Below are 24,085 nucleotides of genomic sequence, written 5' to 3'. Positions count from 1 at the left end.
CCGCGGGGCGGCGAAATGCGCGAAGGCGGCGCGCGGCGCGCCGGACAGGGCGTAGAGCGGATAGGCGGCCGCCGCCGTCGCGGGCTGCGTCTCGTCGCGGTAGAAGAAGGCGCCGAAGGAGGCGCCGCTCAGCTCCAGCCCGGCATCGGTGACCATCTGCACCAGCCGCTCCGGCTCCAGCTCGGCGCTCAGCGCCGCGCCGGTGCGGTTCAGCGTCTCCAGCATGCGCCGTTCCTCGCGCAGCTGCTCGCTGGCCCGGCGCCGCTCGGTGATGTCGCGGCAGAACACCGCCAGCCCCTCGGCGGTCGGATAGGCGCGCAGCTCCAGCCACAGCGTGCCGCCGCCGGTACGCGGGAAGGGCTGCTCGGCCGAATAGGGCTCGGCCACGCCATGGCGCGGCAGGGCCAGGGCGCCGCGGCAGAAGCGCAGCAGCCCCGCCCCGGCCTCGGCCTCGGCGGCCTCCGCCGCCTCGCCCGCCGCGCCGGGCGCCGGCTCAGGCCAGATCTCGCCGGGCGACAGGCCGAGCAGCGCCTCGCGCGGGCGGTCGAGCAGGCGCAGCACCGCGCCATTGGCATCGCGCAGCCGCAGCTCGGCATCGAACAGCAGGAAGGCCTCGCCCATGCCCTCCAGCACGCCGCGCAGCCGCGCCTCGCTCTGGCGCAGCCGGCGCTCGCCCTCGACCCGCTGCGTCGTCTCGCTGACGATGCACAGCACGCCGCCCACCCCGCCCCGCTCATCCGGCACGGCGGAGTAGGAGATGTCGAAATAGACCGTCTCCGGATAGCCATGCCGCTCGATGTAGAAGGGGCGGTCCTGGGCGTGCAGGGTGCGGCCGGTGCGGCGCACCTGCTCCAGCAGCGGGCCCAGATCGTCCCACAGCTCCGACCAGTATTCCCGCGCCGGGCGGCCCAGCGCATGCGGGTGCTTGTGGCCGATCGTCGGCGCATAGGCGTCGTTGTAGAAGGCGATGCAATCCTCGCCCCAGAACAGCACGATCTGCGCCTGGGCCGGCAGCATCAGCCCGACCGTGGTGCGCAGGCTCTGCGGCCAGGCGGCCGGGGCACCGAGCGGGCAGCACGACCAGTCATGGCCGAGCATGCGCTCCGCCATCTCCCCCTCCCCCCAGGGATTGCCACCGGGGAAGGGCGAGGCCTGCTCGCCGATGCCGTCCTGCCGCCGCGGCTCCATCATCGGCCCGCCATCTCCGCCTCGTCTCGATCATGGCCCGCGCGGCCCCGGCCCGGCGCCCCGGGCGGGCCGGCCGCCAGGCGCCGTGCGGCCTCAACGCCGCGCTGCGGGAAAGGCTGCGCCCACCCTTCGGCGGGCGGCGTGTCCGGGCGCCGCGCCGCGCTCAGGCGGCGGCGGCCCGCGGCGGCGCGACGGTGAAGGGCAGCAGCTCGGCCGGCCGCCCCTCGCGCACGCGCAGCACCGCATTGGGCGGGATGGGCTGCCAGCCGGCGCCGCGCTCATCCACCGGCTCCGACACCACCATCACGCCGCAGCTCGCCTCGCGGTAATAGAGCGAGGGCGGCCGCTCGTCGGAGGACCAGCGGTAGCAGGTCATGCCCTCCCCGTCGCTCTGCGCCGCGGCGAAGCGCAGCGGCTGGCGGCTGCCGGCCTCGCGCATCAGTGCCAGCACGCGGCCGAGGGTGCGCGCCATGGCGCCGACCGGATCCTCCTCCAGCCCATCGGCCAGGGCGGCCAGGAACAGCGCCTCGGTGTCGCCGGTGCCCTGGCGATGGGCGTAGAGCGTGTCGGGGATCAGCGCCTCGATCCGCCGCTTGATGCGCGCATAGTCGCCGACCTGGCCATTGTGCATGAAGAGCTGCCGGCCATACGCGAAGGGATGGCAATTGGCCCGGGTGGTCGAGGTGCCGGTGGAGGCGCGCACATGCGCGAAGAACAGGCGCGAGCGCAGCTGGCGGCAGAGCGAGCGCAAATTCTCGTCCGACCAGGCCGGGCGGATCTCGCGATAGAGGCCGGGCTCCTCCCGCTCGCCATACCAGCCGAGGCCGAAGCCATCGCCATTGGTGACGGTCTTGCCCTCATCCGCGTGCAGGGATTGGTGGATCAGCGAATGCGCCGGGGCGCAGACCAGATCGGAGAGGAAGATCGGTTCGCCCCGATAGGCAAGAAAGCGGCACATCGCGTCGGGCCCGGCAGGCAATGATCCGGCATCATCGCCGCAGCCGGTCCTGGCCGCAACCATTCTGAAGCGCGGGCGGCGCCGCAAGGCCGCCGCCCGCCACGGCCCTGCGGCCGGCGCCTCAGCCCTGGCCGCCATCGCGCTCCGTCAGGCGCCTGGCGCCGGGAGAGCTGCCGCGCGGCCCGACCGCCGCGGCCTGGCCGCCGGTCTCATTGGCATAATCCCGCTCCGGCTTGCGCAGCTTCGCCTTGGGGTCGTTCTGCTCCTCATTGACGTCATGCGGCCCGACCTCGGAGGGACGGGCCTCGGGGAAGCGGGGATTGTTGCTCATCGCCTTACTCCTGCGCTGCGGGGCGGAACGCGGCCCCCGCGCCTGCAAGACGGCGCGGCGCCCCGCGGTTGCGACGGCCAAGATGACAGAGTTGTCACGGAACATGGCCGCAAGGGCCCGGTTGATCCAGCACAGCCCGCCACGCGGCGCCGGCTGAAACAATGCAGACAGGATAAGGAAACTTCTCCATGGCGAACAACAACACCAGCAATCGCGGCTTCGCGTCGATGGACGAGAACAAGCAGCGCGACATCGCCTCCAAGGGTGGCCAGAGCGTGCCGGCCGAGAAGCGCCCCTTCGCGCAGGATCATGAGCTGGCGGCGGAAGCCGGCCGCAAGGGCGGCCAGAACTCGCATGGCGGCGGCAACGCTTCGGGCGGCAATGCCTCGGGTGGCAGCGGCTCGGGCGGCAATTTCGCCAATGACCGCGAGAAGGCTAGCGAGGCCGGGCGCAAGGGCGGCCAGAACTCGCAGGGCGGCCGTTCCTGATCCACGACAGCGGCGCCGCCCTTCGGGGCGGCGCCGTTTTTCATGCGCCCGCCGTGTAACCCGCGGTGGCGGCAGCGATTGAGGCGATAGGCGCGCGCCGAGACCGCGCCAGACAAGGAAAGGAATTCCCATGGCTGGCATCAAGAGCATCGACGACCTGTTCCTGCACACGCTGAAGGACATCTATTACGCCGAGCGGCAGATCCTGAAGGCGCTGCCCAAGATGGCCAAGGCGGCGCAGAGCGAGGAGCTGCGTGAGGGCTTCCTGCTGCACCGCGACCAGACGCAGGGGCAGATCGAGCGCCTGCAGCAGGTGTTCGAGGCGCTGGGCAAGCGCGCCCAGGGCGTGACCTGCGAGGCCATCAACGGCCTGATCGAGGAATGCGAGGAGCTGCTGGAAGAGGCGCCGCAGCCGAGCGCCGTGCGCGACGCCGGCCTGGTGGCCAGCGCCCAGGCCGTGGAGCATTACGAGATGGCCCGCTATGGCACGCTGATCGCCTGGGCCAAGGTCAGCGGCAAGCAGGACATCCTGGCGCTGCTGGAGGCCAATCTGCAGGAGGAGAAGGAGACCGACACCCTCCTCAACAAGATGGCCAATGGCAAGATCAACCCGCAGGCCCTGAAGCAGGCGGCCTGATCTTTCCTGGCCGCTGGCTATGGCGGCCGGCGGGATGGGCGGAACCACCGGGCCGGAATCTTCCGGCCCGGTTTCTTTGCGTGCTGCACAGCCGATATCCGCACCGCGCCGCCGGCCTGGCTGCAGGCGCCGTCAGCGCAGCAGGTGAAGTTCCGGCGCCGCGCCACGGCGCAGCAGCAGGATGGCATTCTGCCGGCAGCGCCGCGCCAGCCGCGCCGCCTCGCGCGGCGCCAGGCCGGGCGCCAGCAGCATCGCCTCGCCCCGCCTGGCGGGATCGTCCGGCACGCCGCAACCGGGCAGGGCGCGCGGCAGCAGCGCGCGCAGCCGGGCCTGGGCCGCGCGGTTGGCGGCGGCGCCGCGCTCCACCGAGAACGGATCCCAGGCGGTCAGCACGGCGGCGCGGCGGCAGCGCAGCCGGCCGAGCAGCCGGTCCACCCCATGCCGCCGCCCGATGCGCAGCCCGACCGCGCCGAAGCGGTAGGTCGTCGCCGCATAGGCATCGCGGAACGGCGCGCTGGCGGAGAACATCAGCCCAGCACGAAGCGCGCCCGGCTGCCGCGCGGCCCGGGCGTGACCTCGAGCCGCGCCGGGATGCGGCCGCGCAGCTCCGGCACATGGCTGATCAGCCCGACCAGCCGGTCCCCCGCCGGCAGCGCCGCCAGCACATCCATCGCCTTGTCCAAAGCCTCCTCGTCCAGCGTGCCGAAGCCCTCATCGATGAACAGCGCATCGATGCGCCGCGCCCCGGCATGCGCCTGCACCGTGTCGGCCAGGCCCAGCGCCAGCGCCAGCGCCGCACAGAAACCCTCGCCGCCGGAGAGGGTGCCGGCCGGACGCTCCCGCCCGGTCCATTCGTCCAGCACCTCGATGTCGAGGCCGATGGCGCGGCCCGGTTCCTCCCGCCGGCGCAGCCGGTAGCGGCCGCCCAGCATGCCCTCCAGCCGCGCATTGGCGGCCGAGAGCGCCTCGTCCAGCAGCCCGGCCAGCACGAAGCCCTGCAGCGTCAGCTTGCGGTCATTCTTGCCGCGCGCCGTCTCGGCAAGGTCGTGCAGCACGGCGTGGCGGGCGCGGGCGGCGTCCAGCGCGGCCTCGGCCGCGGCGATGGCCTCCCGCTGGCGGCGCGCCGCCGCCAGGCGCTCCGCCATGCTGCCGGCGGCGGCGCGGGCCTCGGCGGCGCCCGCCCGCGCCTGCTCCGCCGCCGCCTCCAGCGCCGGCAGGTCGGGCGCGGCGAGGCCGGCGGCGGCCAGCGCCGCCTCATGGCTGCGCGTCTCGGCCTGGTGCAGCTCGCGGCGATAGGCTTCCAGCCCGGCGGAGAGCGCCTCCTGCAATGGCAGCGGGCGCTGCGCGGCGCGGGCGGCCGCGGCATCCGCGAAACCGGCGGCCCGGGCGGCGGCCTGCAGCGCCGCCCCGGCCCGGGCGGCCTCGGCCTCGGCCTCCTCGCGCTGGCGGGCGGCCTGGGCCTCGGCCTGGCGCGCCGCCTGCAGCGCGGCCTCGGCGGCGATGCCCTCGCGCTGCTGCGCCAGCAGCGCCTTCTCCAGCCCGGCGCGGCGGGCGGTGCTGTCGCGCAGCGCCGCTTCCAGCGCCGCCGCATCGCGCGCCGTCTCGGGCAGGCGGTCGCGCTGCGCGGCGGCCAGGGCCCGGGCGCGCTCGCAGGCCAGGGCGGCACCCTGCCGCGCCTCGGCGGCCTGGGCGGCCTCCTCCAGCCCGGTCTGCAGCGCCGTCGCCGCCTGTCGCAGGGCGCGGCGTGCCGCCTCGGCGGGGGCGGCGGCGCGCTCCCCCGCCGCCAGCGCCGCCTCGGCCTCCTGGCGCGCCACCGCCACCACCTCGGGCGGCGGCAGGTCGGGCAGGCGGGCGCGCAGATCGGCCAGCCGGTCCTGGCTGCGCTGGGCGGCGCGCTCCGCCGCCTCGCGCGCCTGGCGGGCGGCGGACAGCGCCTGCTCGGCCGCGTGCTCAGCGGCCAGGGCCGCCTCGGGATCCGGCGCCTCCCCGCCGGAGGCGGCCGGGGCGGGGTGGTCCAGCGCGCCGCAGACCGGGCAGGGCTCGCCCGGCCGCAGCGAGGCGGAGAAATGCGCCGCCAGCAGCGCCCGCGCCGCGCGCTCCGCCGCCTGGCGGGCCTCCCGCGCCGTGGCGTGCCCGGCCTCGGCCTTCCGCTCGGCGCTGCGGGCGGTGGCCAGATCCGCCTCCTGCCTCACCAGCATGGCGGTGAGGTCGGCGGCATCGCGCGCGGCCCTGTCGCGCTCCAGGGCGCGGTCGCGCGCCTGGCGCAGGGCGGGCAGGCCGGCCTCGGCCGCCTCGGCGGCGCGGGCGGCCGCCTCGGCGGCCTGCAGGCCGGACTGGGCGCGCTGCTGCCGCGCCCGGGCCTCGGCCAGGGCGCGCTCCGCCGCCGCCAGCGCCGCCTCGGCCTGGGCCTGATCCGCCGCCAGCGCCGCCAGTTGCCGGGCATCCTCGCGCGCCTGGCGCAGCGCCTCCTCCCGCTGGCGCAGCGCCTCGGCCTCCGCCTGGCGCTGCGGGGCGTCGGCCAGGGCGGCCTGCGCGGCGTCGGAGCGCGCCAGGGCGGCGGCCGCCTCCCGCGCCGCCTGCTGCGCCTGCCCGCTGGCCCTTGCCTGCTGCGCCTGGGCGGCGGCAAGGGTCGCGGCCTCGCCGGAGAGCGCCTGGGCGCGCCGGGCCGCCCGCAGCTCCGCGGCCTCTTCCGCGCGGCGCGGCGCCTCCGCCTGCAGGTCGCGCAGCCGGGCGGTGCTGGCGGCGGCCTCGGCCAGGCGGCGGGCGATGTCGCGGCCGGCGGCCAGCGCCGCCTGGGCCCCCAGCTCCCGCGAGGCCGCCTCCTCCGCCTGCCGCGCCGCCTCCGCCGCCTGCCGCTCCAGCGCGGCCAGCGCGGCGGCGGCGGCCTCCGGCGTCGCGGCGCCGCTCTGGCCCAGCAGGGTCAGGCGGTGCTGCTCGGCCAGCTTCGCCGCCTCCAGCGCGGCGCGGGCGCGCTGCTGCAGCTCATCCTCCACCCGGTCATAGAGGACGGTGCGGAACAGCGTCGCCAGGATCTCCTGCCGCTTGCCGGGCGGCGCGGTCAGCAGCTCGCGGAAGCGCCCCTGCGGCAGCAGCACCACCTGGCGGAATTCCTCGGCGCGGTAGCCCAGCAGCTCGGCCACCGCATCGGCCACGCGGCGCTCCTGGTCGGCCAGCAGATGCGGCGTGTCATCCCCGCGCAGCTCCCACAGCGTCACCTCCGGCGCGCGCTGCACCAGCTTGCCGCCGCGCCCGATCGCCTCCTGCCGCGGCGCGCGGCGGATGCGGTAGCGCGTGGCGCCGAGGGCGAAATCCAGCTCCACCCAGCTGGCGGCGCCCGGCTCGGCATGGTGGCTGCGCAGATGCTGCGCGTCGCGCTCGGCGCCGCTGCTCTCGCCGAACAGCGCGTAGCAGAGCGCGTCCAGCAGCGTCGTCTTGCCGGCGCCGGTGGGGCCGTGGATCAGGAACAGGCGCTGCGCGCCGAGGGCGGCGAAATCGAAATCCTGCGCCCCGGCATAGGCGCCGAAGGCGGAGAGGCGGAGGGCCAGCGGGCGCATGGGCTTCAGCCCTCCCCGGTCTCGGCGGCGGCGATGGCGGCAGCAATGGCGGCCTGGGCGTCGGCGCGCGCCGCCTGGGGCAGCGCCTCGCCGCGCACCGCCTGCCAGAAGGCTTCCAGCGTCTCCAGCGGCGCGGCGCGGGCGGCGGCGCGCGGCAGGGCCAGGCCGGGCTGGGCCGGCGCGGCGGCGAAGCGCAGATCGAGCACATTCGGATAGCGCTCGCGCAGCCGGGCCATGGCGTCGAAGGGGCGATCGGCCAGCCAGACCTGCAGCCAATCCTCCCGCCCCGGCCCTTCGGCGGCGTCCAGCACCTGCTCCAGCGTGCCCTGGACCAGGCGCAGCGGGCGGCGCGCCGGCAGCGGCAGCGCCTCGGTCCGCACGCCGCCGGCGGCGTCCAGCTCGACCAGGGTCAGGGATTTCTGCTGCCCGGCCTCGGAGAAGGAATAGCCCAGCGGCGAGCCGGCATAGCGGATGCGCCCGCCCGCCATCGCCTGCGGCCGGTGCAGATGGCCGAGCGCGACATAGTGGAAGCCGGCCAGATGCGCGGCCGAGACGGCGCCGCTGCCGCCCACCTGCAGCAGCCGCTCGCTCTCGCTTTCCTCGCCGCCCTGCACGAAGGCATGCGCGACCACCAGGCTGCGCTCGCCCGGGCGCAGCTGGGCGCGCAGATGCGCCATGCTGGCGGCGAAGCCGGCCTCATGGTCGAGGATATTGGCATCCGGGCCGAACAGCTCGGCCAGATGCGCCGGCGCGCCGTAATCGGCGGCCAGCACCCGCACCGGGCCATGCCGGTCCTGGAACAGGAAGGAACGCCCCCTGGCGCAGCCCGCGATATGCAGCCCGGCCGGCCCCAGCAGAGGGGCCGCGAAGCCGAGGCGCCGCGCATCGTCATGATTGCCGGCGATCAGCAGCACCGGCACGCCGAGCCCCTGGATCACCGCCCGCAGCACCTCGCCCAGCAGCTCCACCGCGGCGGCGGGCGGCACGGCGCGGTCATAGAGGTCGCCCGCGATCACCAGCAGGTCGGGCCTGGCCTCCCGCACCGCATCGAGGAAGGCGCCGGTCAGCAGCCATTCCTGCTCGGGCAGGAAGGGCTGGCCGTGCAGGGCGCGGCCGAGATGCCAGTCGGCGGTGTGCAGGATGCGCATGGCGGCTCCGGGCAAGGAGGGGCGGCGCCCCGGCCCGGACCAGCGGCCGGACGGGGATGGCCGCCCGGCCTAGCTCAGAGCGCCCAGAAATTCCAGGCGGCGAGGCTGGCCACCCCCGGCAGGCCGATCTGGAAATCCGCCCCGAGATCGGCATCGACATTGCCGTAGAGCACACCATCGGCGAAGACCAGCTGACCTGCCCCGCTGAAGCTGCCGCTGAGATTGAGGGTGAAGGTCTGGTCCCCCGCCACCGTCAGATCGGCATCGATGCCGGAGAGGTCGAGCTGGTCGGCATAGGGGGCGGCGCTGAAATCGGTGATGGTGTCGCGCGCCACGCTGTCATTGCCGCTGTCGCCATTGGCGAAGACGAAGCGGTCATTGCCGGCGCCGCCGGTCAGCGTGTCGGCGCCGGCGCCGCCCACCAGCCGGTCATCGCCCTCGCCGCCCAGCAGCACGTCATTGCCGGCGCCGCCCAGCAGCACGTCATTGCCGCCGCCCCCGGCCAGCACATCATCGCCGCCCAGCCCGGACAATGTGTCGGCATTGCCGAGGCCGCTCAGCAAATCGCGCCCCTCCCCCCCGGTCAGGGTCTGCGGCGCCGAGAGCACCAGCAGGCCGGAGCCGGGCGCGGTCTCCTGCAGCGTGCCCGGCAGGGCGTTGAGCTGCAGGCTGGCATCGGTGAAGCCGTCGCCATTCAGGTCGACCAGCAGCATCACCCCGCTCTGGCGCAGCTCCGCCTCGCCGCCGGCGCCGAAGGGCGCGCTGCCCAGGAAGCGCGCGCCGAGGGCGGAGAGATCCAGCGTGTCGCCCACGGCGAAGTCGGTGACGATGTCGGTGGCCGAGCCGGTGAGGTCCTCCGCCTCCCAGCGGAAGACATCGGCCCCGGCGCCGCCGCGCAGCGTGTCGCTGCCCGCGCCGCCGCGCAGCCAGTCCGCGCCGGCGCCGCCATCCAGCGTGTCATTGCCGGCGCCGCCCGACAGCGTGTCATTGCCATCAAGGCCGAGCAGCGTGTCATGGCCGCCGCCACCGGTCAGCGTGTCATTGCCGGCGCCGCCGCTCAGCGACTGGTCGGCGACGCGGCGCAGCAGGCCGGAGCCGGGCGCGGTCTCCTCCAGCGGGGTGGCGTCGCCCAGGCTCATCACCGCATCGGCCACGCCATCGCCATTGGCATCCACCGCCAGCCAGGTGACGCCGAGCTGCCAGACCCGCAGCTGCGCCGTGCCATCGGCCAGGAAGGCGTCGCCGCCGATGAAGCGGGCGCCGAGCGCCGTCATGTCGATCAGGTCGCCCGCCTGGAAATCGGTGATGCGGTCGCCCTCCAGCTCGCCGGCGGCGAGGTAGCGGAATATGTCGTTGCCGGCGCCGCCGATCAGCGTGTCGGCGCCGGCGCCGCCCACCAGCAGGTCATTGCCATCACCGCCGCGCAGCGTGTCCTGGCCGGCGCCGCCCAGCAGCGTGTCATCCCCGGCCTCGCCCATCAGCAGATCATTGCCGGCGCCGCCATCCAGCGTGTCATGGCCGCCACCGCCCGAGAGCTGGTCGGCGCCGCCCAGGCCGGAGAGCCGGTCATCCCCCTCCAGCCCCGACAGCCGGTCCTGCCCGGCGCCGCCGGTCAGGGTGTCGTTGCCGGCGCCGCCGGTCAGGCTGGCATCGGCGACCCGGCGCAGGATGCGGCTGCCGCTGCCCAGCTCCTCCAGCGCCATGTCGCCCTCCAGCGCCAGCATGGCGTCGGGCCGGCCATCGCCATCGAGGTCGATGGCCAGGAAGGTCCAGCCGGCATCGCGGCCGCCCCAGCCCTCCAGCACCGTCATCTGCCCGGCGCGGCCGGTCAGCCCGGCCGGGCTGAAGCTCAGCTCGCCCAGCGCCGAGAGGTCGAGCCGGTCGGCCAGCTCGAAATCGGTGATGCGGTCCTCGAGCAGGCCGATCTCGGCGACGCTCTTGTAGCGGAAATAGTCGGCGCCGGCGCCGCCGGTCAGCACGTCGCGGCCGAGCCCGGCCAGCAGCGTGTCATCGCCATCGCCGCCCTGCAGCACGTCATTGCCGGTCTCGCCGCGCAGCACGTCATTGCCGGCGCCGCCCAGCAGCGTGTCATGCCCGGCCCAGCCCACCAGCGTGTCATTGCCGCCGAAGCCGGTCAGGCTGTCATCGCCATCGGAGCCCACCAGGATGTTGGCGAGATCATTGCCGGCGACCGAGATGCCCGGCACGGTGCGCAGCTGGCGGGAGCCGGGCTCGGTCTCCTTCACCGCGCCGACGCCATTGAGCTGCACCGCCTGGTCGGCGACGCCATCGCCATCGCGGTCGATCTCGATGCGGCTGCCGGTGGCGCCGCGCAGCAGCCGCGCCTCCGGCCGCACGCCGCTGAACAGCCCCTCCCCCACCCAGACCAACCCGGCGAAGCCGCTCAGATCCAGCCGGTCGGCCTGGTTGAAGTCGCGGATGGTGTCGGTGGTGAAGCGGCCGCTGGTCTCGGGGCTGATGCGGAAGATGTCCCAGCCCAGGCCGCCCTCCAGCACATTGTCGCCATTGCCGCCATCCAGCGTGTCATTGCCATTGCCGCCGAGCAGCGTGTCATTGCCCGAGCCGCCCAGCAGCGTGTCATTGCCGTCGCGCCCGCTCAGCGTGTCGGCGCCCGGGCCGCCGGCGACCAGGTCGTCGCCCGCCGTGCCGGACAGCACCCGGTCGCGCGCCACCACCAGGGTCAGGGAGCCGGCGACATTGCCTTCCAGCAGCCGACCCCCGGTGTCGATGGCGGCGGTGATCTCGGCGCGACCATCGCCATCCTGGTCGATCGACAGCGTGCCGCCATCGAAGCGGATCTCCATGCCGGCGCCGGAGAAGGCGTCCTCGCCGATGAAGCGGAAGGCGCCGAGGGCGGAGAGGCTGAGCAGGTCGCCCGCCTCCATATCGCGGATGATGTCGCCGGCGAGCTCGGCGGCGCGCTGGTAGCGGAACACATCCGCCCCCGCCCCGCCGCGCAGCACATCGGCGCCCAGCCCGCCCACCAGCACATCGGCGCCGGCGCCGCCGGAGAGGGTGTCGTCGCCATCGCCGCCGGAGAGCTGGTCGTCGCCCGCGCCGCCTTCGAGGAAGTCGTTGCCGCTGCCGCCATCGAGGGTGTCGTTGCCGTCGCCGCCCACCAGCCGGTCATCGCCGCCAAGGCCGGAGAGGATGTCGGCGCCGCCATTGCCCTCCAGCCGGTCGGCCCCGGCATCGCCGGTCAGCCGGTCGGCGAGGTCGCCGCCGGTGAGGACGATCGGGCTGGCGCGGCGCAGCAGCAGCGAGCCGGAGGTGGTCTCCCGCAGCATGCCGGTGCCGGAGACCCAGGCGCTGTATTCGGCGGCGCCATCGCCATCGGCGTCCAGCAGCAGCCATTTGCCGCTCTGCCGCAGCTCGCCGGGCGTGCCGGTGAAGGCGGCATCGCCGATGAAGCGCAGCCCCTCGATGTTGGAGAGGTCGATGCGGTCGGCATCGTCGAAATCGCCGAGGCGGTCGCCCTCCAGCTCCGCCATGCCGGCATAGTGGAAGACATCGCCGCCGGCGCCGCCCAGCAGCAGGTCGCCGCCCTCACCGCCCTGCAGCCAGTCCTGCCCCTCGCCGCCGGAGAGCGTGTCGTCGCCCCCCGCGCCGCGCAGCACATCATCGCCGCCGAGGCCGGAGAGCCGGTCATCCCCGGCCTCGCCGGAGAGGCGGTCATCGCCGGCGGTGCCGTTGGCCAGCACCGGCGGCGCCAGGCCGAGCTGCCCCGGCGCCAGCTCCACCAGCCGCAGCACGCCCTCCAGCCGCAGCACCGCCTCGGCGCGCGACAGGCCGTTGATGTCGATGGAGAGGAAGGTGGCGCCGCCCTGCCAGGAGAGCCGCGCCTCCATCCCCGCGCCGCTGAAATTCTGCGTGCCGATGAAGCGCAGCCCGGCAATGCCGGAAAGGTCGAGCCGGTCGCCGCCGCTGAAATCGACGATGCGGTCCTGGCTCAGCTCGGCCAGGGAGAGGTAGCGGAACACGTCATTGCCGGCGCCGCCATGCAGCGTGTCGGCGCCGCGGCCGCCCAGCAGCACATCATCGCCATCGCCGCCCGAGAGGATATCCGCCCCGTCGCCGCCGGACAGCGTGTCATGGCCGCCCAGCCCCTGGATCATGTCGTCCCCGGCCGTGCCGGTCAGCGCATTGGCCGCGCTGCTGCCGATGATGTTCGCCATCCCGCATCCTGCCGTTCTGCGGGCGCCTTCTGCGCCGCGGAGGTCCGGCGCATGGCGGGTGAGGCCATGGCCGGCGATGGCCGCGGCGCACCGCGGCACCCGGCGCGGCCGCGTGGCGGCCCGGCCGGCGGGATCGGTCTAGCATGCGGGGGATGGGGCGGGCCGGCGGGCGGTGCCTCAAATGGCGGGCCGCCCGCGCCCGGCCGGGCGGCGTCAGCCGCCGGTGAAGCCGGGCTCGCGCTTGCCGAAGAAGGCGGCCTTGCCCTCGGCATGGTCGGCCGAGAGGAACAGCAGCGACTGGTAGTGCCGCTCCGCCTCCAGCGCGCGGTCCAGCCCCTCCGCCAGGATCTGCTTGGTCAGCGCGATGGCGGCGGGCGCCTGGCGGGCCAGGATCCGCGCCCGGGCCAGCGCCGCCTCCAGCGCCTTGCCGGGCGGCGCCAGCTGGTCGACCAGCCCGATGCGCAGCGCCTCCCCGGCGGCCATCGGCTCACCGTAGAAGAGAATCTGCCGGGCGCGGGCGGGGCCGACCCGCTGCGGCAGGGTGAAGGGCAGGCCGAGATCGGCCATCAGCCCGACCTTGCCGAAGGCGGCCATGAAGCGGGCATCCTCGGCGGCGACGATGCTGTCGCAGGCGCAGGCCAGCGACAGGCCGGCGCCGGCCGCCCAGCCCTCCACCGCCGCCACCACCGGCTTCGAGCCGGCGACCAGCAGGCGGATCATCTGATGCGCCGGGCGCAGCCGCTCCCGCCCCTGCAGCGCCGAGCCGACCTCCATGCCGGAGAGGTCGCCGCCCGAGCAGAAGGTGCCGCCGGCGCCGGTGACGACGATGGCGCGGATCGTGGAATCGCCCTCGGCGCGGTCCAGCACCGCAGCCATCTCGGCGCGCAGCGGCGGCGACAGCGCGTTGCGCCGCGCCGGCTGGTCCAGCGTCAGCACCAGCACCGGGCCATCGCGCTCCTGCCGCAGCTGCATCACCGGCGCTTGCCCTGCCTGATCCGCCATCGCTTGTTCCTCCCTCTGCGGCACGGTCGTGACCGGTCCGGCTTTGCCTTGCTGTCGCGGCAGGCTACATTCCGGATACGGGAAATCAATCGGGATATCGAATGGACACGGCCCTGGCTCCCCCCGAACGCGATGCCGCCGCGCCGCGCGATGTCGGCGCCGTCGCGCATGCCATCCGCATCCTGCGGCATCTGGCGGGGGCCACCGCGCCGCTCGGCGTCGCGGCGGTCGCGCGCGGCACGGGGATCAGCCCGTCCACCTGCTTCAACATCCTGCGCACCCTGGCGCGGGCCCGCTTCGTCGCCTTCAACGACAGCGACAAGACCTACAGCCTGGGGCTGGCCGTGGCCGAGCTCGCCGCCGGGCTGATCGGCGTCAGCCATGCCGAGCTGATCCGCCCCGAGCTGGAGCGGCTGGCGCTGAACCACGACATGCTGATCGTGCTGTGGCGCGTCACCGAGGATGGTCACATCATCCTGGTCGACCGCGCGCACAGCCACACGGCGGTGCGGGTGGAGATGCGGCTCGGCCTCAGGCTGCCGATGCTGGTGGGCGCGGTCGGGCGCTGCGTCGCCGCCGCCCTCGACCTGCCGGTGGACGAGCTGCGCCGCCGCTTCGCCACCCTGCGCTGGCAGGACCCGCCCAGCTTCGATTCCTACCTGGCCGATGTCGAGGAAGCCCGCCGCACCGGCTGGGCGGTGGACCAGAACCAGCTCTATCGCGGGCTGATCACGGTGGCCGCCCTGGTCGCCGACCAGAATGGCCAGCCGCGCTTCGGCGTCTCCGGCATCGCCATCGCCGGGCAGCACGCGCCGGAGGTGTTCCCGCGCCTGGGCACCGAGCTGCGCGAGGTGGCGGAGTTCACCGGCAAGGCGCTGTTTCCGCGGCGCAGCATGCGGAATACGGAATAGCATTCCCTTTTTGGAATGACAGGCGGGGCCGCATCGGCTCAACTCCCCGGCAAGAGCGGACCGCCTGAAGGCGGCCGCAGCAAAGGGAGAGACGATGATGACCCGCCCCATCCCCGCCTGGCCGCGCCGCCGCCTGCTGGCGCTCGGCGGCGCCGGGCTGCTGGCGCCGCTGGCCGCGCCGCGCCTGCTGCGCGCCCAGGGCAGCAGCGCCCAGGGCAGCCCTTGGCGGCCGAGCCAGAGCGTGCGCATCGTGGTGCCCGCCGCCGCGGCCGGCACCACCGACATCATGGGGCGGCTGCTGGCGGCGCATCTGCAGCCGCGCTGGGGCCAGCCGGCGGTGGTGGACAACCGCTCCGGCGCCGGCGGCACCATCGGCACGGCGGAGGTGGCGCGCGCCCGCCCCGATGGCCACACCATCCTGCTCGGCAATATCGGGCCGCAGGCCATTGCCTATTCGCTGTTCCGCAACCTGCCCTATCGCGCCGACCAGCTGGTGCCGGTCTCCAACATGATCCGCGGGCCGAATGTGCTGGTGGTGCATCCCTCCCTGCCGGTGAGCACGGCGCAGGAGTTCATCGCCTATGCGAAGGAGAATCCCGGCAAGCTGAGCTATGGCACGCCGGGGGTCGGGCAGTCGCCGCATCTCTCCACCGTCTGGTTCAGCCAGCTCACCGGCACGCGCTCCATCGCCGTGCATTACCGTGGCGCCGGCCCGGCCATGGTCGGGCTGGTGGCGGGCGAGGTGCAGTTCAGCTTCGACAATCTGACCAGCGCGGTGGAGCAGGTGCGGGCGGGCAAGGTGCGGGCGCTCGGCGTCACCAGCGCCGAGCGCAACCCGCAGCTGCCGGATTTGCCGGCGATGCGCGAGGTGGCGCCGGAACTCGCCCGCTACGAGGTGAATTCCTGGTTCGGCGCCTTCTACCCCGCCGGCACGCCGGAGGCGGCGGTGGCCGCGCTGAACGCCGAGATCAAGGCGATGCTGGAGATGCCGGAAACCCAGAAGCGCTTCGCCGAGATGGGCGGCGTGCCCGCCTATGGCATGCCGGCGCAATATGCCGAATTCGTCCGCGCCGAGACCGAGAAATGGGGCGAGGTGGTGCGGCGCGAGGGGCTGCAGCTCGACGCCGGCTGACAGCCATGCCGGGCGCCGCGCTTCAGTAGGAGCGCGGCAGGCCCAGCACCTTCTCGGCGATGAAGCAGAGGATCAGCTGCGGGCTGACGGGGGCGATGCGCGGGATCATCACCTCCCGCAGATAGCGCTCCACATGGTATTCGCGGGCATAGCCGAAGCCGCCATGCGTCATCACCGCGCGCTGGCAGGCCTCGAACCCGGCCTCGGCGGCGAGGTATTTCGCGGCATTGGCCTCGGCGCCGCAGCTCTGGCCCTGGTCGTAGCGCCAGGCGGCCTGCATCACCATCAGCCAGGCGGCCTCCAGCGCCATCCAGCTTTCCGCCAGCGGGTGCTGGATCGCCTGGTTCTGGCCGATCGCCCGGCCGAAGACGCGCCGCTCCTTCGCGTAGTCCGTGGCGCGCCGCAGCGCCACGGCGCCGAGCCCGACCGCCTCCGCCGCCACCAGGATGCGCTCCGGGTTCAGCCCATGCAGGATGTAGTCGAAGCCTTTTCCCTCGTCGCCGATGCGGTCCTCCACCGGCACGTCCAGCCCGTCGAAGAACACCTCGTTGGAATCGACGGCCTTGCGGCCCATTTTCGGGATCTCCTGCACCCGCACCTTGCTGCGGTCGAGCGCGGTGTAGAACAGGCTGAGCCCCTCGGTGCGGCGCGTCACCTGCTCCAGCGGCGTGGTGCGGGCCAGCAGCAGCACACGCTCGGCGACCTGGGCGGTGGAGATCCACACCTTCTGCCCATGCACCACATAGCGGTCGCCGCGCCGCTCGGCCCGCGTCTGCAGCTTCGTGGTGTCGAGGCCGGTATTGGGCTCGGTCACCGCGAAACAGGCGCGCTCCGTCCCCGCGATCAGCGGCGGCAGCATGCGCGCCTGCTGCCCGGCGCTGCCGAACACCACCACCGGGTTCAGCCCGAAGATGTTCATGTGCACGGCGGAGGCGCCGGTCATGCCGGCGCCGGATTCGGCGATGGCGCGCATCATGATGGCGGCCTCGGCGATGCCGAGACCGGCGCCGCCCAAAGCCTCCGGCATGCAGATGCCGAGCCAGCCATCGCGCGCCAGCGCCTGGTGGAATTCCTGCGGGAAGCGGCCATCGCTGTCGCGCGCCAGCCAGTATTCGTCACCGAAACCGGCGCAGAGGCGGGCGATGGCGTCGCGCACGCTCTCCTGCTCCGGCGTATAGGCAAACTGCATCGCCGCCTCCCCGCGCTTCAGCCCATGAATTCGGCCCGCACCGCCTCCGTATGCTGGCCGAGCCCCGGCACGGGGCGGTAGTCGCGCGGCGGCGCATCGGGGAAGCGCGCGGCGGGCGCGGCCATGGCGACCTCGCCATTCGGCGTCGCGACCGAGAGGCGGCGCAGCGCCGGATGCGCGGCCAGCGCCGGCAAATCGTTGACAAAGCCATAGGCGGTGTTGGCCGCGCGCAGCCTGGCATCGCATTCGGCCCGCGTCAGCTTTGCGAAGACGGCGCCGACATGCGCATCCACCATGGCGCGATGCGCGACGCGCTCCACATTGCTGCGGAAGCCCTCGCGCTGCGGCAGGTCGGGCTCGCCCAGGAAGGCCGCGCAGAATTGCTGCCATTCGCGCTCATTCTGGATCGAGATCAGCACCAGCGCGCCATCGGCCGTGGCGAAGGCGCCATAAGGGCAGATCGAGGGATGCGCGAGGCCGAGCCGCTGCGGCGCCTTCCCCGTGCCCTCGAAATACAACAGAGGAACGTTCATCCAATCGGCCATGGCGTCGAAGAGCGAGATGGCGATGGAGCGCCCCTGCCCGGTGATGCCGCGAGCGATCAGCGCCTCCAGCACCGCCGCATGCGCCATGGTGCCGGTGGCGATGTCGCAGACCGAGACCCCGACGCGCCCCGGCCCCGCCGGATGTCCGGTGATCGAGGCCAGCCCGCTTTCCGCCTGCACCAGCAGATCATAGGCCTTCATCGCGGCGTAGTCGCCGCTCTCGCCATAGCCGCTGATGTCGACGGTGATCAGGCGCGGATGGCGCTGCCGCAGCGCGGCGCTGCCGAAGCCCGCCCGCGCCATGGCGCCCGGCGCCAGATTCTGGATGAAGACATCGGCCCGAGCCAGCAGCGCCGCCAGCAGCGCCTTGTCCCCCTCCTGCTTGATGTCGAGGCAGACGCTTTCCTTGCCGCGATTGAGCCAGACGAAATAGCTCGACTGCCCGGCCGCGGCGCGGTCATAGCCACGCGCGAAATCGCCCTCGGCGCGTTCGATCTTGATGACGCGCGCCCCGGCATCGGCCAGCTTCACCGAGCAGGTGGGGGCTGCCACCGCCTGCTCCATCGAGACGACCAGCAGCCCGGCCAGCGGCTTGTCCATGCTCAGTAGCTCCGCGGCATGCCCAGCACATGCTCGCCGAGATAGGAGAGCACGAGATTGGTGCTGATCGGCGCCACCTGATACAGCCGCGTCTCGCGGAACTTGCGCTCGACGTCATACTCCTCGGCGAAGCCGAAGCCGCCATGGGTCTGCACGCAGGCCTCGGCGGCGGCCCAGCTGGCCTCGGCGGCCAGCATCTTGCCCATATTGGCTTCCTCGCCGGGGTTCACCCCGGCCTCGAATTTCTGGAGGCCCTTCTGCACGATGGCCTCGGCCGCGCGCATCTGCGCATAGGCGCGCGCGATGGGGAATTGCACACCCTGGTTCTGCCCGATGGGCCGGCCGAACAGCACCCGCTCCTTGGCGTAGCCCACCGCCTTCTCGATGAACCATTTGGCATCGCCGATGCACTCGGCGGCAATCAGCAGCCGCTCGGCATTCATGCCGTCCAGGATGTAGCGGAAACCCTTGCCCTCGACGCCGACGAGATTCTCGGCGGGGACCTCCATGTTGTCGAAGAAGACCTCGCAGGAATTGTGGTTCATCATGGTGCGGATCGGGCGGATGGTCAGCCCCTTGCCCAGCACACTGCGCATGTCGACGATGAAGGTCGACAGCCCCTCGGTCTTCTTCGCCACCTGGTCGCGCGGCGTGGTGCGTGCCAGCAGCAGCATCAGGTCGGAATGCTCGGCCCGGCTGGTCCAGATCTTCTGGCCGTTGACGATGTATTTGTCGCCTTCCTTCCGGGCGAAGGTGCGCAGGCTGGTGGTGTCGGTGCCGCTGGTGGGCTCGGTCACGCCGAAGGCCTGCAGGCGCAGCTCGCCGCTGGCGATCTTGGGCAAATACTCCTGCTTCTGGCGGTCGCTGCCATGCCGCAGGATGGTGCCCATGATGTACATCTGCGCATGGCAGGCGGCGCCGTTGCAGCCCTGGCGCTGGATCTCCTCGAGGATCGCGGCGGCGGCGGAAAGCGGCAGGCCGGAGCCGCCGAACTCCTCCGGGATCAGCGCCGCCAGCCAACCCGCCTCGGTCAGCGCCTGCACGAATTCGGTCGGGTAGCCGCGCACTTCATCCAGCTTGCGCCAGTACTCGCCGGGGAAGCGGGCGCAGAGCTTGGCGACCTCCTCGCGGATCTCGGCATGCGGGTCGTTCGGCGTGGTCTGCAGCATCATCGTCCTTCAGGCCGCCTCGGCCGGGCTGCGCAACAGGGAGGAAATGTCGTTCAGGCGGTCCAGGCGCCCGATGGTCTCGGCCAGCGCACTCGCCTGCTCGGCGCCCAGCACCGTGTCGGCAAGGCCCGCGAATTTCGCGCGCAGCTCGGCCTCGCTGAGGAAATTGTCGGGCTCGCCCTTCGGCACGATCACCTTGCGGGTGAAGGTCTGGCCGCGCGCTCGCAGCGTCAGCTTGCCGGACATGTTGGCGGGGAACTCGGCCTCGATCTCCGGATCATTCTCGCAGGTGATCTTCTGCATCAGGGACTTCATCGCCGGATCCTGCAGCCGGGCATAGCTGTCCCAGCCCATCTGGCCGGTGGCCAGGGCTGTGGCGATGACAAAGGGCCCGCTGAACTGGCCATCGACGATGTTCTGCGGATCCGCCTTGCGCTCGGCGGGCTCGCCCACCAGCAGCATGCCGGCGCGGGAGAGGCCGAGCGTCGCACCCTCCACCTCCTCCGGCTTCAGGCCGAGTTCCGCGCGCAGCGCCAGCGCCGCGTCGATGCCGGCATGGCCCCAGCGGCAGGAGGGGTAGGGCTTCACGCCGGTGGCCATCAGCTCCCACACCTGGCCGAGATCCTGGCAGACACGCTCCGGCTTCGGGTCGGGCGCATAGGCGCGCAGGAAGCCCTGGCGGCCCTCGATGGCGTCCGCCGCGCCCTTGAAGCCCTCGCGCGCCAGTGTGGCGGCGGCGAGGCCCGACATGCCGGCCCAGCCCACCTGGAAGCGCTTGGTCCAGGCGCCATTGGCGAGGAATTGCAGGCTGCCGGCGCATTGGCTGAGCGCGATGCCCAGCGCCGATTCCACCCCCGCCGCATCCAGCCCGAAGACGCGCGCCGCCGCCGCCGCCGCGCCGAAGGCGCCGCAGGTGGCGGAAGGGTGGAAGCCACGGTCGTAATGCGCGCCGGCCGGCAGGGCCAGCGCCAGGCGCAGCGCCACCTCATAGCCCGCGACGATGCCCGCCAGCACCTCGGCACCCGAGGCGCCGACCATCTCGCCCGCGGCCAGCGCCGCCGGGATCACCGGCGCGCCCGGATGCACCACGGCGACCGCGTGGGTGTCGTCGAAATCCAGCGAATGGCCGAGCGTCGCATTGATCAGCGCAGCACCCGCCGGGCTGTAGGTGGCGCTGTCGCCGAAGACCCGCGCACTGCCCTGCCCCAGCCCCAGCGCCTGCACCATGCGCAGCAGGGCCGGCGTGCTCTCGGCCTCGGCGCGGGCGCGCACGATGTTGCCGACCAGGTCCAGCACCAGCGCCTTGGCGCGCTCCGCCACTTCCGGCGGCAGGCTCTCCGCTCGCAACCCCGCCGTGAAGCCAGCCAGCTCCCACGTCACACCCACGGCCATTCCTCCCGACTGACAGAAAAAAGATGGGGGTCCGGGGGAATTCCTTCCCCCGGCCTTTTTCCTTCTTAGACCGGATCCCAGGAGAACACGTCCCCGCTCCGATCCAAAGGCAGGAATTGCGCGCGCAGCGACGGCAGGGCGTGTTCGGCGATCAGTTCCGGTGTCCAGCCATCCTCGCGATGCGCGCTGCGCACGGGCCGGGGCTGGCTGAACAGGAAGATCTCATTGTTCCGCGCCGCGAAGATCTGCCCGTTCACATCCTTGGCCGCGTCGCTGGCCAGGAACACCGCCAGCGGCGCGTTCTTCTCCGGCGTCATGCGCTTCAGCTTTTCCACCCGCGCCTTCTGCTCCGGCGTCTCGGCCGGGATGGAGCTGGTCATGCGGCTCCAGGCGAAGGGCGCGATGCAGTTGGAGCGCACGCCGAAGCGCTGCATGTCGAGCGCGATGGATTTCGACAGCGCGGCGATGCCGAGCTTCGCCGCCGAATAGTTGGCCTGGCCGAAATTGCCGATCAGGCCGGAGGTCGAGGTCATGTGCACATAGGCGCCCGATCCTTGGGCGCGGAAATGCTCGGCGGCGGCGCGGGAGACGAAGAAGCTGCCGTTCAGATGCACATTGATGACGGAGAGCCATTCCTCCGGCGTCATCTTGTGGAAGATCTGGTCGCGCAGGATGCCGGCATTGTTGACCACGATGTCGACACGGCCGAAGGCGTCGATCGCGCTCTGCACGATGCGCTTCGCGCTGTCCCAGTCCGCCACGCTGTCGGTGTTGGTCACCGCCTGGCCGCCGCGCTGCTCGATGATGGCCTTGGTCTGCTCGCCCGGCGTGGCGGAGGTCTGGCCCTCGCCGCTCAGCGAGGCGCCGATATCGTTGATCACCACCTTCGCACCGGCCAGCGCCATGGCGAGGGCGATCTCTCGCCCGATCCCGCCACCCGCGCCGGTGACGATGGCCACCTTGTCCTGCAGCATCATTGCCTGCGTTTTCCTTCCTGGAACGTCGTACCAGGGGGCGCTGCCCCCTGGACCCCCGGCAGGAACCTGAGGTTCCTGCACCTCCCATCCGTCAGGCTGGGGTGAACATGGGGACGGGCGGGCCGTCGCCTTCGGTGTCGCGGAATGCCAGCTTCACCTTCATGCCGATCTTGACGGCGTCGAAGTCGCAGCCGACGATGTTGGTCATCATACGCGGGCCCTCCGCCAGTTCCACATAGGCGATGGCATAGGGCGTCTTGGCGCGCATGATGCTGAAGCTGTAGACGGTGCCCTCGCCGCTGGCCTCGATCCACTCCACCTCGCCCTCATCGCTGAAGGGGCAGAAGGGGCGCGGCGGGTAGTGGGTCTGGCCCGTTTTGGTGTTGCGGCCGATCAGCAGGCGGCCCTGCCGCGCGGCGTCCCAGAAGCGCTGGGTCGAGGGATCGCCGACCGGCGCGGGGGGGATGCGTTCGCTCATGGTCACAGCCTCTCCAGCACCAGGGTCGCGCTGCCATGCCGCGTGCCGAGCGAACCGCCCGTGCCATGCGCCAGCGCCAGGTCGCAATTCTTCACCTGCACGGCCGGATGCGCCTCGCCGCGCAGCTGCCGCACCGCCTCGATCACCTTGGTGATGCCGCCGCGATTGGCCGGGTGGTTGTTGCACAGCCCGCCGCCATCGGTGTTGAAGGGCAGCTTGCCGACACCCGAGATCAGATTGCCGTCGGAGACGAATTTGCCACCCTGGCCCTTCTCGCAGAAGCCGAGATCCTCCAGCTGCATCAGCACGGTGATGGTGAAGCTGTCATAGATGCTGGCATACTTGATATCGGCGGGCTTCACCCCGGCCATCTCGAAGGCACGGGCGCCGGCATAACGGGCGCCGGTATAGGTCAGGTCGATGCGCCCGCCATCGACATGCTTGATCGCCTCGCCCGCGCCGCGGATGCCGACCAGCGGCCGCTTCAGGCTGCGCGCGATCTCCGGGCTGGTCACCACCAGCGCGCCGCCGCCATCGCTGATGACGCAGCAATCCAGGCGGTGCAGCGGGTCCGCCACCAGGGGTGAGTTCACCACATCCTCGACGGTGACGACCTTGCGCAGCATCGCATGCTCATTGTACTGCGCGTGATGGCTGGCCGCGACCTTGATCCAGGCCAGCTGCTCCGAGGTCGTGCCGTATTCGTACATGTGGCGCTGCGCGCACATGGCGTACATGTTGGCGATCGCCGGCCCGAACGGATATTCGAACTGCACATCCGGCTGGCGCGGGTCGCCCGGGCGCGGCGCCGTGCCGGTCGCCACACCTTCGGAGCGCGGGCGGCCGGCCAGCGTGATCAGCGCCACCTTGCACTTGCCCATGGCGATGGCCTCGGCCGCATGCGCCACATGCGCCAGGTAGGAGCAGCCGCCGACATCGGTGGAATCATAATGGGAGAGCCGCGTCAGGCCGATATAGTCGGCCATGCTGAGCGGGCCCATGCCCGGCGCGTCGCCGGCGCAGAAATAGCCATCCACATCGGCGCGCGTCAGCCCCGCATCGCGCAGCGCGCCCAGCGCCACCTCGGCATGCAGCTGCGCCGTGCTCTTGTCCTCGGCCTTACGCGTCGGGTGCTCATAGGCGCCCACGATGCAGGCCTTGCCTCGGATGCTCAAACGCCTCTCTCCTTCTGGACCCTACTGGACCGTGATGTTGCCCGCCTTCGCCACCTCCGCCCAGCGGGTGATCTCGGCGCGGATGAATTCGGCGAAGGCCGCGGGGGTGGTGCCGCCCTCGGGCGTCAGCCGTGGCAGGTCGGCGGCGAAGCCGGCCATGCGTTCCTGCCATTCCGGCGTGCGCACGATGGCATCCACCGCGCCGCCCAGCTTCGCCAGGATCGGTGCCGGCGTCGCGGCCGGTGCCTGCAGGCCGAACCAGGCGGTGGCGTCGAAATCGGCGATGCCGGATTCGATCAGCGTCGGCACATCCGGCAGGGTGGGCACGCGCTCCCGGCTGGTCACCGCCAGCGCCCTGATGCGCCCCTCACGGATGAAGTTCAGCGCGGAGGGGATGTTGTCCATCGCCGTCTGGATGCGGCCGGCCACCAGCTCGGTCAGCATCGGGCCGGAGCCGCGATAGGGCACATGCGTCACATCGATGCCGGCGCGCACCTTCAGCAATTCCATGCAGGCATGCGGGCTGCCGCCGATGCCGGAGGTGCCGTAGTTCAGCCGGCCCGGCTCGCGCTTCGCCCGCGCCACCAGGGCCGGAAAATCGGTGAGGCCGGATTCGGTCGAGGCCAGCACCACATTCGGCACCCGCACCACCAGCCCGACCGCCGCCAGCTGCTCCGGCCTGTAGGGCATGTTGGGGCCATAGGCGGCGTAGTTGATCGCCGCCGTGCCGATCGAGGCCATCAGGATCATGTAGCCATCCGGCTCCGCCTTGGCCACCGCGTCGGCGCCGATATTGCCGCCGGCGCCGGCGCGGTTCTCCGTCACCACCGGCTGGCCCAGGCGCTGCGACAGGCGCTCCGCCAGCAGCCGCGCCATCAGGTCGGTCGTCCCGCCGGGCGGGAAGGGAATCACCATCCGCACCGGGCGCGTGGGCCAGCTGCCCTGCGCCAGAGCGGGTGCCGCCAGCAACGCCGCGGGCCATGCCAGGGCCTGCCGCCTGCTCCATGCCGTCATG

At 72.7% G+C, this 24,085-nt stretch carries 20 protein-coding genes (1 of these 20 running past the window's edge); 4 read left to right on the top strand and 16 right to left on the bottom strand.

What is annotated here, in order from left to right:
• The 3 genes from QE401_RS19845 to QE401_RS19835 form a co-directional block, all read right to left on the bottom strand.
• Nucleotides 1-1,191 carry the 5' portion of a PAS domain S-box protein gene (locus QE401_RS19845; protein ID WP_307139826.1) on the bottom strand. 1,929 nt of this gene lie to the left of the window's left edge, so only the first 1,191 of its 3,120 coding nucleotides appear in the window; its start codon is at nucleotides 1,189-1,191; its stop codon lies off the left edge, out of view.
• Between the two features lie 160 nt (nucleotides 1,192-1,351).
• Complete coding sequence (locus QE401_RS19840; RefSeq protein ID WP_307139825.1) at nucleotides 1,352-2,146, bottom strand: class II glutamine amidotransferase; 795 nt, start codon at nucleotides 2,144-2,146, stop codon at nucleotides 1,352-1,354.
• A 121-nt stretch (nucleotides 2,147-2,267) separates the two neighbouring features.
• Nucleotides 2,268-2,477: a hypothetical protein gene (locus QE401_RS19835; protein WP_307139824.1), complete on the bottom strand. Its 210-nt coding sequence runs from the start codon at nucleotides 2,475-2,477 to the stop codon at nucleotides 2,268-2,270.
• Nucleotides 2,478-2,665: 188 nt separating this feature from the next.
• On the opposite strand from QE401_RS19835, the gene QE401_RS19830 reads away from it, so the two are divergent.
• A complete protein-coding gene (locus QE401_RS19830) occupies nucleotides 2,666-2,965 on the top strand; it encodes a con-10 family general stress protein (RefSeq protein WP_307139823.1) in 300 nt (99 codons plus the stop codon).
• Between the two features lie 130 nt (nucleotides 2,966-3,095).
• A complete protein-coding gene (locus tag QE401_RS19825; protein WP_307139822.1) occupies nucleotides 3,096-3,602 on the top strand; it encodes a YciE/YciF ferroxidase family protein in 507 nt (168 codons plus the stop codon).
• Between the two features lie 132 nt (nucleotides 3,603-3,734).
• On the opposite strand, the gene QE401_RS19820 is transcribed toward QE401_RS19825, so the two are convergent.
• From QE401_RS19820 to QE401_RS19800, 5 genes are all read right to left on the bottom strand, one after another.
• Nucleotides 3,735-4,130 (bottom strand): DUF3293 domain-containing protein, encoded by a 396-nt coding sequence (locus QE401_RS19820; RefSeq protein WP_307139821.1) that lies wholly within the window; start codon nucleotides 4,128-4,130, stop codon nucleotides 3,735-3,737.
• Nucleotides 4,130-7,156, bottom strand: coding sequence for an AAA family ATPase (locus tag QE401_RS19815; protein WP_307139820.1), 3,027 nt, complete (start codon nucleotides 7,154-7,156; stop codon nucleotides 4,130-4,132). The genes QE401_RS19820 and QE401_RS19815 overlap by 1 nt, the downstream gene beginning before the upstream one ends.
• Before the next feature lie 5 nt (nucleotides 7,157-7,161).
• Nucleotides 7,162-8,304, bottom strand: coding sequence for an exonuclease SbcCD subunit D (locus QE401_RS19810; RefSeq protein ID WP_307139819.1), 1,143 nt, complete (start codon nucleotides 8,302-8,304; stop codon nucleotides 7,162-7,164).
• 74 nt (nucleotides 8,305-8,378) lie between these two features.
• Entirely contained in the window at nucleotides 8,379-12,500 is a 4,122-nt protein-coding gene (locus QE401_RS19805) for a hypothetical protein (protein WP_307139818.1), read from the bottom strand.
• A gap of 213 nt (nucleotides 12,501-12,713) precedes the next feature.
• Entirely contained in the window at nucleotides 12,714-13,502 is a 789-nt protein-coding gene (locus QE401_RS19800) for an enoyl-CoA hydratase/isomerase family protein (RefSeq protein ID WP_307139817.1), read from the bottom strand.
• Nucleotides 13,503-13,603: 101 nt separating this feature from the next.
• Here QE401_RS19800 and QE401_RS19795 point away from each other — a divergent pair, with 101 nt between their 5' ends.
• Together QE401_RS19795 and QE401_RS19790 are read left to right on the top strand one after the other, a co-directional pair.
• Nucleotides 13,604-14,413 carry an IclR family transcriptional regulator gene (locus QE401_RS19795; protein ID WP_307139816.1) on the top strand — a complete coding sequence of 270 codons (810 nt, stop codon included), beginning with the start codon at nucleotides 13,604-13,606 and terminating at the stop codon, nucleotides 14,411-14,413.
• A gap of 97 nt (nucleotides 14,414-14,510) precedes the next feature.
• On the top strand, nucleotides 14,511-15,545 hold the full coding sequence (locus QE401_RS19790; RefSeq protein WP_307139815.1) for a Bug family tripartite tricarboxylate transporter substrate binding protein: 1,035 nt from the start codon (nucleotides 14,511-14,513) through the stop codon (nucleotides 15,543-15,545).
• Nucleotides 15,546-15,567: 22 nt separating this feature from the next.
• On the opposite strand, the gene QE401_RS19785 is transcribed toward QE401_RS19790, so the two are convergent.
• From QE401_RS19785 to QE401_RS19750, 8 genes are all read right to left on the bottom strand, one after another.
• Entirely contained in the window at nucleotides 15,568-16,734 is a 1,167-nt protein-coding gene (locus tag QE401_RS19785; protein ID WP_307139814.1) for an acyl-CoA dehydrogenase family protein, read from the bottom strand.
• 17 nt (nucleotides 16,735-16,751) lie between these two features.
• Complete coding sequence (locus QE401_RS19780) at nucleotides 16,752-17,879, bottom strand: CaiB/BaiF CoA transferase family protein (protein WP_307139813.1); 1,128 nt, start codon at nucleotides 17,877-17,879, stop codon at nucleotides 16,752-16,754.
• Between the two features lie 2 nt (nucleotides 17,880-17,881).
• On the bottom strand, nucleotides 17,882-19,048 hold the full coding sequence (locus QE401_RS19775; RefSeq protein WP_307139812.1) for an acyl-CoA dehydrogenase family protein: 1,167 nt from the start codon (nucleotides 19,046-19,048) through the stop codon (nucleotides 17,882-17,884).
• A 9-nt stretch (nucleotides 19,049-19,057) separates the two neighbouring features.
• The gene (locus QE401_RS19770) at nucleotides 19,058-20,440 is read right to left on the bottom strand and encodes an MmgE/PrpD family protein (protein ID WP_307139811.1); all 1,383 of its coding nucleotides are present in this window, start codon (nucleotides 20,438-20,440) and stop codon (nucleotides 19,058-19,060) included.
• Nucleotides 20,441-20,505: 65 nt separating this feature from the next.
• Nucleotides 20,506-21,417 (bottom strand): SDR family NAD(P)-dependent oxidoreductase, encoded by a 912-nt coding sequence (locus tag QE401_RS19765; RefSeq protein ID WP_307139810.1) that lies wholly within the window; start codon nucleotides 21,415-21,417, stop codon nucleotides 20,506-20,508.
• Between the two features lie 91 nt (nucleotides 21,418-21,508).
• Nucleotides 21,509-21,895, bottom strand: coding sequence for a Zn-ribbon domain-containing OB-fold protein (locus QE401_RS19760; RefSeq protein ID WP_040613097.1), 387 nt, complete (start codon nucleotides 21,893-21,895; stop codon nucleotides 21,509-21,511).
• Nucleotides 21,896-21,897: 2 nt separating this feature from the next.
• Nucleotides 21,898-23,070, bottom strand: a complete 1,173-nt coding sequence (locus tag QE401_RS19755; RefSeq protein WP_307139809.1) for a thiolase domain-containing protein — start codon at nucleotides 23,068-23,070, stop codon at nucleotides 21,898-21,900.
• 21 nt (nucleotides 23,071-23,091) lie between these two features.
• A complete protein-coding gene (locus QE401_RS19750) occupies nucleotides 23,092-24,084 on the bottom strand; it encodes a Bug family tripartite tricarboxylate transporter substrate binding protein (RefSeq protein ID WP_307139808.1) in 993 nt (330 codons plus the stop codon).
• Nucleotide 24,085: the final 1 nt, after the last annotated feature.

It is taken from the genome of Pseudoroseomonas cervicalis, assembly GCF_030818485.1.
Taxonomy (GTDB): Bacteria; Pseudomonadota; Alphaproteobacteria; order Acetobacterales; family Acetobacteraceae; genus Pseudoroseomonas; species Pseudoroseomonas cervicalis_A.
Note: the sequence above shows the minus strand (reverse complement) of the source record. Positions and strands in the feature narration are given on the sequence as shown.

What these genes read in the sequence shown, in the direction of transcription:
- QE401_RS19840 (WP_307139825.1), bottom strand. Translation starts at nt 2,146, where the DNA reads ATGTGCCGCTTTCTTGCCTATCGGGGCGAACCGATCTTCCTCTCCGAT.
- QE401_RS19835 (WP_307139824.1), bottom strand. Translation starts at nt 2,477, where the DNA reads ATGAGCAACAATCCCCGCTTCCCCGAGGCCCGTCCCTCCGAGGTCGGG.
- QE401_RS19830 (WP_307139823.1), top strand. Translation starts at nt 2,666, where the DNA reads ATGGCGAACAACAACACCAGCAATCGCGGCTTCGCGTCGATGGACGAG.
- QE401_RS19825 (WP_307139822.1), top strand. Translation starts at nt 3,096, where the DNA reads ATGGCTGGCATCAAGAGCATCGACGACCTGTTCCTGCACACGCTGAAG.
- QE401_RS19820 (WP_307139821.1), bottom strand. Translation starts at nt 4,130, where the DNA reads ATGTTCTCCGCCAGCGCGCCGTTCCGCGATGCCTATGCGGCGACGACC.
- QE401_RS19815 (WP_307139820.1), bottom strand. Translation starts at nt 7,156, where the DNA reads ATGCGCCCGCTGGCCCTCCGCCTCTCCGCCTTCGGCGCCTATGCCGGG.
- QE401_RS19810 (WP_307139819.1), bottom strand. Translation starts at nt 8,304, where the DNA reads ATGCGCATCCTGCACACCGCCGACTGGCATCTCGGCCGCGCCCTGCAC.
- QE401_RS19805 (WP_307139818.1), bottom strand. Translation starts at nt 12,500, where the DNA reads ATGGCGAACATCATCGGCAGCAGCGCGGCCAATGCGCTGACCGGCACG.
- QE401_RS19800 (WP_307139817.1), bottom strand. Translation starts at nt 13,502, where the DNA reads ATGGCGGATCAGGCAGGGCAAGCGCCGGTGATGCAGCTGCGGCAGGAG.
- QE401_RS19795 (WP_307139816.1), top strand. Translation starts at nt 13,604, where the DNA reads ATGGACACGGCCCTGGCTCCCCCCGAACGCGATGCCGCCGCGCCGCGC.
- QE401_RS19790 (WP_307139815.1), top strand. Translation starts at nt 14,511, where the DNA reads ATGACCCGCCCCATCCCCGCCTGGCCGCGCCGCCGCCTGCTGGCGCTC.
- QE401_RS19785 (WP_307139814.1), bottom strand. Translation starts at nt 16,734, where the DNA reads ATGCAGTTTGCCTATACGCCGGAGCAGGAGAGCGTGCGCGACGCCATC.
- QE401_RS19780 (WP_307139813.1), bottom strand. Translation starts at nt 17,879, where the DNA reads ATGGACAAGCCGCTGGCCGGGCTGCTGGTCGTCTCGATGGAGCAGGCG.
- QE401_RS19775 (WP_307139812.1), bottom strand. Translation starts at nt 19,048, where the DNA reads ATGCTGCAGACCACGCCGAACGACCCGCATGCCGAGATCCGCGAGGAG.
- QE401_RS19770 (WP_307139811.1), bottom strand. Translation starts at nt 20,440, where the DNA reads ATGGCCGTGGGTGTGACGTGGGAGCTGGCTGGCTTCACGGCGGGGTTG.
- QE401_RS19765 (WP_307139810.1), bottom strand. Translation starts at nt 21,417, where the DNA reads ATGATGCTGCAGGACAAGGTGGCCATCGTCACCGGCGCGGGTGGCGGG.
- QE401_RS19760 (WP_040613097.1), bottom strand. Translation starts at nt 21,895, where the DNA reads ATGAGCGAACGCATCCCCCCCGCGCCGGTCGGCGATCCCTCGACCCAG.
- QE401_RS19750 (WP_307139808.1), bottom strand. Translation starts at nt 24,084, where the DNA reads ATGACGGCATGGAGCAGGCGGCAGGCCCTGGCATGGCCCGCGGCGTTG.